Raw genomic sequence first — 12,183 nt, 5'->3', positions numbered from 1 at the left:
GTCTCTCCTCCTGCGCGTCGCTGCGGGTCAGACGATCTTCTGGCCGGCCAGGTAGTCGACCAGCTTCGCGGCACCGTCACCCTCGTCGGTCACCTTGACGCCGGCGCCCTTGGGCGGGCGGCCGGCGAAGTCGACGACCTGGCTGGTCGCGGTCGCCAGGCCCACGGAGGACGGGTCGATGCCGAGGTCGGCCAGCGACTTCTTGGTCACCGGCTTCTTCTTGGCGGCCATGATCCCCTTGAAGGAGGGGTAGCGCGGCTCGTTGATGGTGTCCCAGGTGGACACGATCGCCGGCAGCGGCGCCTCGAGCGCCCAGTAGCCGCCGTCGGTCTGGCGCTCGACCTTCGCCACGCCACCCTCGATGGTCAGCTTGCGGGCGCCGGACAGCTGCGGGATGCCCAGCCGCTCGGCCAGCAGCGCCGGCATCACCGACAGCTGGCCGTCGGTGGACTCCGCGCCGCACAGCACGATGTCGAAGGGCATCTGCTGCAGCGCGGCGGCCAGGACCGCCGAGGTCTGCGGCGCGCACGAGCCGTGCATGGCGTCGTCGACGACGTGCACGGCCTTGTCCGCGCCCATGGACAGCGCCTTGCGGATGGCGTCGGCCGCCGACTCGGGGCCGACGGTCAGCACGGTGACCTCGCCGCCGTGCGCCTCCTTGAGGACGAGCGCCTCCTCGATGGCGTACTCGTCGATCTCGTTGACGACGTTGTCCGCACTCGCCCGGGCGACGGTCTTGTCCGCCGGGTCCAGGGTGCGCTCGCTGCCGGAATCCGGGACCTGCTTGACCAGAACGACGATGTCCATCGTCGGACCCTCCTCCACGCGTCAGGGCGCGGGCGGACGCCCGCCTGCTCTCAATGGTGGAGGTTACCGGCCGGTAACGGCCGGGGGGTGGCGGACCCGGTGACCCGAGTCACCGGGCCGCGCGCTCAGCGCCCGGCGAAGGTGGCCCTGCCCGGTCCGTCCTCCAGGAACGAACGCATGCCGGTCGCCTGGTCCTCGGTGTCGAACAGCTCGGCGAACAGCTGGCTCTCCAGGACCAGGCCCTCGCGCAGCGGCCGGTCCAGGCCCTCGTCGATCGCCCGCTTCGCCGCGGCCAGCGCCAGCGGCGGGCCGGCCGCGAACTTGCGCGCCATGGCGACCGCGGTGTCGTAGACCTCGGCGTCGGGGACGACGGCGTCGGCCAGCCCGAGCTCGAGCGCCTCCTCCGCCCCGACGTGCCGGCCGGTGAAGACCAGGTCCTTGGCCTTGGCCGGGCCGACCAGCCGGGCCAGCCGCTGGGTGCCGCCCGCGCCGGGGATGACGCCGAGCAGGATCTCCGGCTGGCCGACCTTGGCGCCGGCGCCCATGACGCGGAAGTCGGCGCACAGCGCCAGCTCGTAGCCGCCGCCCAGGGCGTACCCGGTGATGGCGGCGATGACCGGCTTGGGGATCTCCTGGACCGTGGTGAAGGAGTTGGTCAGCTCCCGGCCCCACGCCACCATGCCGCGGCGGTCCAGCCGGGACATCGCCTTGATGTCGGCGCCGGCGGCGAACACCCGCTCCCCGCCGTAGACCACGACGGCCCGCACGTCGGCCCGCTCGCCGGCCTCCAGCGCCGCGGCGCGCACCTCCAGGTGCAGCTGCTCGTCGATCGCGTTCATCTTCGGCCGGTCGAGGCGGATCGTGCCCACCCCGTCCTCGACCTGCAGCGTCACGAACTCCGGCTCTGCCACGGGGACCTCCAGCGGGTGGACGACGTCGTCGCCGCACCCTAGCCAGCGACCGGCGCCAGGTAGTCCAGCCGGTGGTTCTCCTCGGCCGAGGGGTCCGGCGTGACGACCGGCTCGGCCGTCCCGCGGGCGCGCTCCAGGGCGTCGACCAGCCCGCCGCAGCGCTGCGTCGACGGCACGCGGTAGCCCGGGCCGGTGACCACCCAGACGCCCGACCCGTCGCCGGCGCGCCGCAGCACATCGGCCGCCACGGCCGAGGACGGCGTGCCGTTCATCCGCGCCTCGTAGTCGGTCCAGTCGACCCGGTCCGCCGGGCGCAGGTCGGGGTAGACGACCAGGTCCAGCCGCTGCTCCGGCGGCACCAGCCGGGCCACCGCCGGCCCGAGCTGGTCGGGGCAGAAGACGACGACGTCCCCGGGTGCGGCGTCCTCGAGGGCCTGGGCCACCTCGCCGGCCTGGGTGCGCGGCTCGGTCAGCCCGGGCAGCGAGGTCCACAGCCCCAGGCCGGCGACGAGCACCAGGCCGGTGGCGCGCACCCCGGTGCCCGGCAGCGCGGCCAGGCCCAGGGCGGCCAGCGCGAGGAAGGCCAGCACCGCCACGCTGGTGTAGCGGTCGGCGACCGCGGTGCCGCTGAGCGCGCTCACCGCCCCGGCCACGAGCAGGGTGCCCAGCGACATCGCCAGGAGCACCGCGCGGGAGGGCCGTGGCGGCACGGCGAGCAGCACCGTGCGCGCGCCGGGGCGGCGGGCGGTGGGGGCGGCGAGCAGGCCGATGAAGGCGAGCAGGAGCAGCGCGGTGCCCAGGACGTGGTCGCGCACCTGGAACCCGCCGCGCCAGGCCTCCAGCGCCATCGGCAGCACCGCGAAGGCCGGCGGTGCGGCCCACGGCGTCCCGGTGTGCGCCAGCTGCACGAGCAGCGACAGCAGCCAGGGGCTGAACAGCAGGCCGCCGACGGCCAGCCCCGCGAGCACCCGCAGCGCCACGGCGCGCCGCGAGCGCAGCGCCGCCAGCGCGAGCAGCCCGGCGACCGCGGCGACGTGGAAGGCCCACATGTGGGTCAGCAGCAGCGCGCCGGTGACCACACCGAGACCGATGACCGGCCCCGGGCCGGGGTGGCGCAGCACCGCGGCGCCGGCGGCCGCGGCCAGGACGGTGAGCAGCACCAGCAGCGCGTACATGCGCGTCTCGCTGGAGTAGCGGATCAGGAACGGCGAGGTGGCCAGCAGCACGACCAGCGCGACGGCGACCCGGCGGCCGGCCAGCCGGCGGGCGACGTGCCAGGCCAGCGGCAGGGTGAGCACGCCGATGACGGCCGACATCGCCCGCACCGCGGTCGCGCTGGTCCCGAACACCGACGTCCAGGCGTGCAGCAGCAGGTAGTACAGGGGGGGTGAGCCGTCCTGCTCCAGCGCGGCGAACAGGTCCGGCAGCGGCAGGCTGGCGATGGCGACGCTCTGCGCCTCGTCCAGCCACAGCTCGGGCGGCGCCACGAAGCGGGCGAGCACGCCGACGACGACGGACCCGGCGAGGACGACGGCCAGCGCGGCGAGCGGCCAGGGCTGGCCGGAACGCTCGCCGAGCCGGGTCCAGAGTCCGGGGCGGCGGGGGGTCCGGCGGTCCGGTCGGGCGGGTGCCTGGTGGACCCGGGTCGCGGGAGGAGCGGCCTGCGCGCCCTCGGGACTAGCGGTCACGCGTACGACGGTGGGGCAGTCGCACGACGGTGGGGCCGGTTCCCGGCTGTGGACTGCGCACGCATCCTCCGCTGACTCTCCCCCCGGTCACCCGGGACTGCATCCGGCTGCTGGCTCAGCCGGGCGTCGGCGTCCCGCCCCGGTCGGACCGACCGGTACCCGCGGGTCCGCGCTGGGGGACGGCCGCGCTGCCGCCCCTGGCAGTCTCACCCGACGCCGGGGCAGCGCGCCACAGGACGGCCAGGCCGGACGGCGAGGTCGCCACCGCTGCGTAGTGGGTCCCCAACTCCTCGGTGACGGCTCGCGTGTCAGCGGCCTGCCGGACGTCGTCGCCGGCCCGGGTGAGCCCCAGCACGACGACGGCGTCGAGGTCGCCGCGCACCGCCGGCAGGTCGACCGCCGGCGGGACACGCTCCAGCCCGCGCAGCCCCGGGTCCGCGTCCAGCCGCTGCCGCAGGGGCGGCGTCCCGGCGAAGCGGACCTGGAAGTAGTCGTACACCGCCTCGTAGTGGCCGACGTCGACACCGCCGGCGCGGACGGCCAGCCGGCTGGACTCGTGGCGCAGCGGGTCCGGGGAGCCCGTGCCGGGCCAGACCACCGACCGGCCGTACTGCAGGACGGCGACGGTGGACCCGGGCGGGACCTCCTCGGCCAGGGCGAGCAGCTCACCGACCTCCTCGGCCGCGGCGGCCTGCGCCGGCAGCCGGGCCAGCGCGGCCGCGGAGGCGGCGGTGACCAGCAGCACGGTGGCGGCCGCGGCGGCGCGCGGGCCGGGGACGCGGGTGGCGGCGAGCAGCACCAGCAGCAGCGGCGGGAACCAGGCCAGCCGGTCGGGGAGGAAGCCGAAGTCCTCACCGAGGCGGTCGGGGGTCAGCCAGTGCACCGCGGTGACGCCGGCCAGCAGCAGCGCGACCGCGACCCGCTCGGCGCGGAGGCCGGGGCCGCCGGGCCGGGCCCGCCGCAGCGCCGCGGCGGCGAGGACGGCGAGCAGCACCACGGTGGCCTGCGCCGCGAGGCCCTCGTCGGCCCAGCCGGTGACGAAGGGCCGCAGCCCGGTGAGCAGCTCCCGGACCCGCTCGTGCTGGGGCGCGACCTCCGCCCCGCCCGGCGGCCCCTCCCCCGTGCCCAGGTACGCGGCGGTCAGCGCCCCCGACGGCGCGACGGCCAGCAGCACCGGCAGGGCGTGCCGGCGGACGGCGGTCGCCGTCCCGGTGGCGCGGGCCGCGCCGGCGGCGCGGACGGCGGCCAGCACCAGCGCGCTGCCCGCGGCGAACACCCACGGCAGCAGGTGGGCGCTCCAGGTGAGCACCAGCAGCCCGGCCAGCCCCGCGGCGGCGGCCACCCGCCAGCCGCCCGGGCGGCGCAGCACCACGGCCAGCACCAGCAGCGCCCCGATGACGCCGAGCACGAAGTTGTAGAAGCCGTAGGCGACCAGGTGGCTGCCGGCCAGCGGCAGCCCGGCCGCGGCCAGCCACCAGGCCCGGCGGTCCAGGGCGCGGACCGCCGCGGCCAGCGCGCCGACCAGGCCCAGGACGAGGCCGGCGACCAGCAGCTTCTCCGCGCCGTCCGGCCCGGCCAGGGGCAGCAGCGCGGCCAGCAGCAGGGTGGCCAGCATGTTGGGCACCGGGGTCAGGTCGGTGCGGTAGTGCTCGCGGAGCACGGCGCCGGTGGCGCCGTCGTCCCCGTGGTGCAGCAGGACCCAGGCGCCGGCCACGTGCGCCGGGCCGTCCTGGCTGAGCACGGTGGGGAACAGCAGCAGCGGCAGCAGCGCGACGACCACCCCGACGCCCAGTGCCGTGGCGGCCACGGCCGCCGGGGCACCGGGACGGCGACTCGCCCGGTCGGACACGGCCCCTCCGCAGGGGCCCGCCACGAGCGGGCGAGTGGTGGGGGCGGCCCCGTCCAGGGCACCGCCCCGAGCCTGCGAGGTGGCCCCCTGCAGGGTCCCGCCGCGAGCCCGCGAGTGGCGGGGGGCAGGGGGTCCTTCCAGGGGTCCTTCCACCCTCAGGCGGCCCGGCGGGCGGTCCAGCGCCCCTGGGAGCGCTGCACCGACAGGGCCAGGCCGAAGGTCTCCGACAGGGCCTCCTGGCCGACCACCTGCTCCAGCGGCCCGGCGGCGACCACCCCGCCGTCGCGCAGCAGCAGCGCGTGGGTGTACCCGGGCGGGATCTCCTCGACGTGGTGGGTGACCAGCACCTGCGCGGGGGCCGACGGGGAGCGGGCGAGGTCGGTCAGCCGGCTGACCAGGTCCTCCCGGCCGCCGAGGTCCAGGCCCGCGCCGGGCTCGTCGAGCAGCAGCAGCTCCGGGTCGGGCATCAGCGCGCGGGCGATCTGCACCCGCTTGCGCTCGCCCTCGCTCAGGGTGCCGAACGGCCGGTGCGCCATCGGGGTGACCCCCCACTGGTGCATGAGCGCCGCCGCGCGGGTGAGGTCGTCGACGTCGTAGCGCTCCCGCCCGCGGCCCACCACGGCGTACCCGGCGGACAGCACGACGTCGCCGGCCCGCTCGCCGCCCTGCAGGCGCTGGGCGAGCGCCGCGCTGGTCAGCCCGATCCGCGGCCGCAGCTCGAAGACGTCGACCGCGCCGAGGGTCTCGCCCAGCAGCGCGACCTCCCCGCGGGTCGGGTGCAGGTGTGCCCCGGCCAGCTGCAGCAGCGTCGTCTTGCCCGCGCCGTTGGGGCCCAGCACCACCCAGCGCTGGTCGGACAGCACCGTCCAGTCGATGCCGCGCAGCAGGTGTGACTGCCCCCGGACGACGTCCACCCCGTGCATCTCGACGACCGGCTCGCTGGACACGCCCCCCATCCAACCTCCCGCACCGCACCCGCGCCGCTGCGGCCCGGACGCGGGGCGGTGCTGACAGGATCGTCGGCGTGCGCAGCAGCCCCGACGAGTACGAGGTGTGGCCCGGCTCCCCCGCCCCCCTGGGCGCGCACTGGGACGGCACCGGCACCGACTTCGCCCTGTGGTCGGCCGGAGCGCAGGCGGTGGACCTGTGCCTGTTCGACCCCGACGGCACCGAGCACCGCCTGCGGCTGCAGGAGAACACCCACCAGGTGTGGCACGGCCGGCTGCCCGGCGTGGGCCCCGGCCAGCGCTACGGCTACCGGGTGCACGGCGGCTGGGACCCGGGCTCGGGGCTGCGGCACAACTCGGCCAAGCTGCTGGTGGACCCCTACGCGCGCGCCCTGGACGGCGAGCAGTCGCTGCACCCGGCGCTGTTCGGCTTCCGCGTCGAGGGCGGCGACGGCCCCGACCCGCGGGACTCCGCGCCGTACGTCCCCCGCGGCGTCGTCGTCCACGACCCGTTCCCGTGGGACGGCGACCGCCGTCCGGCCACCCCGTGGTCGGACACGGTCATCTACGAGGTGCACGTCAAGGGCGCGACGCGGTGCCACCCCGAGGTCCCGCCGGCCCTGCGCGGCACCTACGCGGGGCTGGCGCAGCCGGCGTTCGTCGAGCACCTGCGGTCCCTGGGCGTCACCGCGGTCGAGCTGCTGCCGGTGCACCACTTCGTCAGTGAGCCACACCTGCTGCGCCGCGGGCTGACCAACTACTGGGGCTACAACACCCTCGGCTTCTTCGCCCCGCACGCCGCCTACAGCTCCTCGGGGACCGCCGGGCAGCAGGTCACCGAGTTCAAGGCGATGGTCAAGACGCTGCACGCCGCGGGCATCGAGGTCATCCTCGACGTGGTCTACAACCACACCGCCGAGGGCGACCACACCGGCCCGACGCTGTCGTTCAAGGGCATCGACAACGGCGGCTACTACCGGCTGCGCGAGGGCGACCCCTCCCGCTACCAGGACTACACCGGCTGCGGGAACACCCTGGACGTGCGCCGTCCGCAGGTGCTGGCGCTGCTCATGGACTCGCTGCGCTACTGGGTCACCGAGATGCACGTCGACGGCTTCCGCTTCGACCTGGCCGCGGCGCTGGCCCGCTCGCTGCACGACGTCGACCGGCTCTCGGCCTTCTTCGACGTCGTGCACCAGGACCCGGTGGTCAGCCGGGTCAAGCTGATCGCCGAGCCGTGGGACGTGGGCCCCGGCGGCTACCAGGTGGGCAACTTCCCGCCGCTGTGGACGGAGTGGAACGGCAAGTACCGCGACACCGTGCGCGACGTGTGGTCCGGCGCGCACGTCGGGGTCCGGGACCTGGCCTACCGGCTGACCGGTTCCTCGGACCTCTACCGCTCCGACGGCCGCCGGCCGTTCGCCAGCGTCAACTTCGTCACCGCGCACGACGGGTTCACCCTCGCCGACCTGGTCACCTACCAGCGCAAGCGCAACGACGCCAACGGCGAGGACAACCGGGACGGCGAGAGCCACAACCGGAACTGGAACTGCGGCGTCGAGGGCCCCACCGACGACCCGGCGATCACCGTGCTGCGGGGGCGGCAGGTGCGCAACCACCTGGCCACCCTGCTGCTGTCGACCGGCGTCCCCATGCTCACCGCCGGCGACGAGCTGGGCCGCACCCAGCGCGGCAACAACAACGCCTACTGCCAGGACACCGAGCTGTCCTGGCTGGACTGGGCCGACGTCGACGAGGACCTGCGCGCCTTCGTCGCCCGGCTGCTGCGGCTGCGCCGGGCGTCCCCCGTGCTGCGCCAGGAGGCGTTCTTCGAGGGCCACGAGGTGCCCGGCAGCGGCGGCACCCGCGACGTGGCCTGGTTCGCCCCGGGCGGCGCCCAGCTGACCACCGGCGACTGGTTCGACAACGACCTGCAGACCGTCGGCATGTACCTCGACGGCCGCGGCATCCGGCACCGCGACCAGCGCGGCCGCCCGGTGCAGGACGACTCCTACCTGGTGCAGCTGCACGCCGGCGCCGAGCCGATCAGGGTGCACCTGCCCGGGCCGCCGTGGGCCGACGGCTACGAGCTGGTCGTCTCCACCGAGTGGCCGACCGGCGCACCGCCGCGGCCGGCCGTGGTCGCCCCCGGCCCGATCGAGGTCCCGGCGCGCTGCGTCTGGCTGCTGCGGGTGCTCCGCCGGCCGTAGCCCCGCCCTGTGCCGGTGTTCCTCGTGCCCTGCGGGTGTCGCAGCGCCGGCAGGGCACGAGGAACGCCGGCGATCCCACTCGGAGCCGGGACCTGCTCAGTCCGGCTGCTGCTCGAAGGTGATGACCGTCCAGCCCAGCAGCAGGCGGTCGCCGTCGGACAGCGGGTGGGCCACGCCGGGCTCCAGCTGGGTCCACTCGGTGGCCTCGGGGCCGGCGACGTGGGTGCCGTTGAGCGAGCCGAGGTCGACCAGCGAGACCTCCTGGCCGTTGCGCTGGATCGCCGCGTGCGCCGAGGACAGCACGTTCTGGGTGTCCGCGATCGGCACCGGCCGCGCCGAGCCGGCGGTGACCATCTCGTGGTTGTCGGGACGGCGGCCCAGGACGAGGTCCTCGTCGACGGTGACGACCAGGCCGTCGTCGAAGCGCAGCACCGGGGTCACCGGGGCCTCGGGCTTCCAGAAGGCGGTCGACTCGCCCTCGTCCTCCTGCGGGCGCTGGGCGGCGGCCGTGGCGCCGTAGCCCGAGGAGCCCCCGCCGAAGCCGGCGTCGGAGCCCGCGGGGAACGGCGAGGCGGCCTGCGGGACGGCGGCGGACGACGCGTGCGCCGCCGCGGCAAGCTGGAGCATCGCCCCGGAGCCGGGGACGGTGCCCGCGACCAGGTCGTAGGCCACGCCGGGCGGCATCGACGGCACCGGCTGGCCGGGACCGACGTAGAGGGTCTGCCCGAGCTGGAAGCCGCTGGCCAGGGTGCACCCGTCGACCGACGAGCCGGGCACCGGGACGCCGTCCACGGCCGGCTGTCCCTTGCCCGACCACAGCGCGACGCCGGTGCCGGTGCCCTCGGCGGTGTCGACCAGGACGAGCGCGAAGGACGCCCCGCCGCCAGCGAGGGCCGACACCTGGCCGGCGACGGCGGCGAGCACCCGCTCGGCACCCGGGCCGGACACCCCCATGCAGGCGTGCAGCGCGGCGACCAGGGCGGGCGAGCCGGGGGCGTCCACCCACAGCAGACCGCCTCCCCGTCGGGCGACGACGGAGTCTCCGGGCAGGACTTCACAGCGGTCGGGCATGGCGTCAGCCTAGAGGCGGCTCACCCGAGTGGGTGAGCGGTCTGCACCGCCACGCCGATCACCGGACAGCGCCGCGGGACCGGTGCGACACGCGGGGTGAGAGTGACCGCGGCGGCGGGTCGCCGGCTCACGGCGTGGCGACGACCCCCAGCTCGGCCGGGTCGGCCAGGTGCGCGGAGTGCGGCAGCACCCGCACCGTGTACCCGAACGCGCCGGTGCGCTCCAGCGGGACCGTGGCGCTGAACCAGTGCCGCGACCCCTCGGTGTGCTCGTGGGCCATCGGCAGCGTGGTCACCTGGTGCAGGCCGTCGGAGTCGTCGACCCGCCCGTAGGCCGCCTGCACCAGCACGTCGGACGGCGTCAGCCCCGGCAGCTCGACCTCCGCCCGCAGCGCCAGCGTGGAGCCGATCTCCGGGGTGTCGCCGGCACCGGTGGCCTCGACGTGGGCCACCCGCACGGTGCCCCAGTGGTCGAGCAGCCGCGCGCGCCAGCCGGCCTCGGTGCGCGCCGCGCCGTAGCCGCCCTCGGCCATCGCCCGCGACGAGCCGGCCGCGGGCACGTACAGCTGCTGCACGTAGTCGCGCACCATCCGGGTGGCCAGCACCTTGGGGCCGGTCTCGCGCAGGGTGTGCCGCACCATCTCCACCCACCGGGTCGGGACGCCGTCCCGGTCGGTCTCGTAGAACCGCGGGACCACCTGGCTGGTCAGCAGGTCGTAGATCGCCCGGGCCTCGATGTCGTCGCGCCGCTCGGGGTCGGCGATGCCGTCGGCGGTCGGGATGGCCCAGCCGTTCTGGCCGTCGAACCACTCGTCCCACCAGCCGTCGCGGATGGACAGGTTCAGCCCGCCGTTGAGCGCGGCCTTCATGCCCGACGTCCCGCAGGCCTCCAGCGGACGCAGCGGGTTGTTCAGCCAGACGTCGCAGCCCCAGTACAGGTAGCGGGCCATGCCGATGTCGTAGCCGGGCAGGAAGGCGATCCGGTGGCGCAGCTCCGGGTCGTCGGCGAACTTCACCATCTGCTGGATCAGCTGCTTGCCGCCGTCGTCGGCCGGGTGGCTCTTGCCGGCGATGACCAGCTGCACCGGCCGCTCGCGGTCCAGCAGCAGCGCCCGGAGCCGCCCCGGGTCGCGCAGCATCAGGGTCAGCCGCTTGTAGGAGGGCACCCGGCGGGCGAAGCCGATGGTGAGGACGTCGGGGTCGAAGGCGCTGTCGGTCCAGCCGACCTCGGACTCCGCCGCCCCGCGGGACAGCGCGGTGTCGCGCAGCCGGCGGCGCACCTCCTCGACCAGCCGGCCGCGCAGCATCCGGCGGGTGCTCCACAGCTCCCCGGAGGGGATCCGGTCCACGCCGTCGAAGTGCACCTCGCCGCCGGCCTCGACCGGGTCGCCCTGGCTGCTGGCCTGGGTGCCCATCTCGACCAGCTCGCGCGCGGTCCAGGTGGGCGCGTGCACGCCGTTGGTGATCGAGCTGATCGGCACGTCGCCCTGGTCGAAGCCCGGCCACAGGTAGTTGAACATGCCCCGGCTGACGTGCCCGTGCAGCCGGCTGACGCCGTTGGCGCGCTGGCCCAGCCGCAGGCCCATGTGCGCCATGTTGAACTTCGTCGGGTCGGACTCGGAGCCCAGCGGGATCATGTGCTCCAGCGGGACGCCGAAGCCGGCGAAGTAGCGCTCGATCAGCGTCCGCGGGAAGCGGTCGATGCCGGCCGGCACCGGGGTGTGCGTGGTGAACACCGTGCCGGCGCGCACCGCCTGCAGCGCCTCGGCGAAGGACAGCCCGTGGGACTCGGTGAGCTCGCGGATCCGCTCGATGCCGAGGAAGCCCGCGTGCCCCTCGTTGGCGTGGTAGACCTCCGGCGCCGGCGTCCCGGTGAGCTGGCAGTAGGCGCGCAGCGCCCGGACGCCGCCGATGCCGAGCAGCATCTCCTGGCGCAGCCGGTGGTCCTCGTCGCCGCCGTAGAGGCGGTCGGTCACGCCGCGCTCGGCGGGCGCGTTCTCCTCGATGTCGCTGTCCAGCAGCAGCAGCGACACCCGGCCGACCTGCGCCCGCCAGACGTGGGCGAACAGCGTGCGCCCCTCGGGCAGCGGGACGTTGATGACCACGGCCGTGCCGTCGGACTGGCGCAGCAGCTTCAGCGGCAGGCCCTGCGGGTCCAGCGACGGATAGTGCTCCAGCTGCCAGCCGTCGGCCGACAGGCCCTGCTCGAAGTAGCCGGCCCGGTAGAGCAGCCCGACGCCGACGAGGGGGACGCCCAGGTCGGAGGCGGCCTTGAGGTGGTCGCCGGCCAGGATGCCCAGCCCGCCGGAGTACTGCGGGAGCACCTCGGTGATGCCGAACTCCGCGGAGAAGTAGGCCACCGTCGCCGGGGCCTCCGGTCCCAGCGACTGGTACCAGTGCGGCGCGGACAGGTACTCCTCCAGGTCGTCGACGACGTCCTGCAGCCGGCGCACGAAGCGCCGGTCCCGGGCCAGGGTGGCCAGCCGGTCGGCGGAGACCTCGCCGAGGACCTGCACCGGGTCCCCGTTGCAGGTCCGCCACAGCTCGGGGTCCAGGGCCTCGAACAGGTCGCGGGTCTCGGCGTGCCAGGACCAGCGCAGGTTGGCGACGAGCTGGGACAGCGGCATCAGCTCCTCGGGGAGCGACGCCCGGACGGTGAACCTGCGGAGAGCGCGCACGGGGCGAGACTAGCGACGGACGC

General features: G+C 75.6%; 8 protein-coding genes. 1 reads left to right on the top strand and 7 read right to left on the bottom strand.

Annotation, left to right across the window (positions count from 1 at the left end; all coding sequences use genetic code 11):
- Positions 1 to 27: 27 nt before the first annotated feature.
- The 5 genes from CHB98_RS02810 to CHB98_RS02790 form a co-directional block, all read right to left on the bottom strand.
- Complete coding sequence (locus tag CHB98_RS02810; RefSeq protein ID WP_089304051.1) at positions 28 to 807, bottom strand: electron transfer flavoprotein subunit beta/FixA family protein; 780 nt, start codon at positions 805 to 807, stop codon at positions 28 to 30.
- Positions 808 to 932: 125 nt separating this feature from the next.
- The gene (locus CHB98_RS02805) at positions 933 to 1,718 is read right to left on the bottom strand and encodes an enoyl-CoA hydratase/isomerase family protein (RefSeq protein WP_089304050.1); all 786 of its coding nucleotides are present in this window, start codon (positions 1,716 to 1,718) and stop codon (positions 933 to 935) included.
- Between the two features lie 38 nt (positions 1,719 to 1,756).
- Entirely contained in the window at positions 1,757 to 3,406 is a 1,650-nt protein-coding gene (locus CHB98_RS02800; protein ID WP_089304049.1) for a glycosyltransferase family 39 protein, read from the bottom strand.
- 115 nt (positions 3,407 to 3,521) lie between these two features.
- Positions 3,522 to 5,213, bottom strand: a complete 1,692-nt coding sequence (locus CHB98_RS02795) for a hypothetical protein (protein WP_089304048.1) — start codon at positions 5,211 to 5,213, stop codon at positions 3,522 to 3,524.
- A gap of 197 nt (positions 5,214 to 5,410) precedes the next feature.
- On the bottom strand, positions 5,411 to 6,211 hold the full coding sequence (locus CHB98_RS02790) for an ABC transporter ATP-binding protein (RefSeq protein WP_089304047.1): 801 nt from the start codon (positions 6,209 to 6,211) through the stop codon (positions 5,411 to 5,413).
- Between the two features lie 68 nt (positions 6,212 to 6,279).
- On the opposite strand from CHB98_RS02790, the gene glgX reads away from it, so the two are divergent.
- A complete protein-coding gene (gene glgX / locus CHB98_RS02785) occupies positions 6,280 to 8,412 on the top strand; it encodes a glycogen debranching protein GlgX (protein WP_089304046.1) in 2,133 nt (710 codons plus the stop codon).
- Between the two features lie 96 nt (positions 8,413 to 8,508).
- On the opposite strand, the gene CHB98_RS02780 is transcribed toward glgX, so the two are convergent.
- Positions 8,509 to 9,483, bottom strand: coding sequence for an FHA domain-containing protein (locus tag CHB98_RS02780; protein WP_089304045.1), 975 nt, complete (start codon positions 9,481 to 9,483; stop codon positions 8,509 to 8,511).
- A 127-nt stretch (positions 9,484 to 9,610) separates the two neighbouring features.
- The gene (gene glgP / locus CHB98_RS02775) at positions 9,611 to 12,160 is read right to left on the bottom strand and encodes an alpha-glucan family phosphorylase (protein WP_089304044.1); all 2,550 of its coding nucleotides are present in this window, start codon (positions 12,158 to 12,160) and stop codon (positions 9,611 to 9,613) included.
- Positions 12,161 to 12,183: the final 23 nt, after the last annotated feature.

Source organism: Geodermatophilus pulveris (assembly GCF_900188375.1).
Classification (GTDB): Bacteria; Actinomycetota; Actinomycetes; order Mycobacteriales; family Geodermatophilaceae; genus Geodermatophilus; species Geodermatophilus pulveris.
This window is presented reverse-complemented; position numbering and strand designations above follow the sequence as displayed.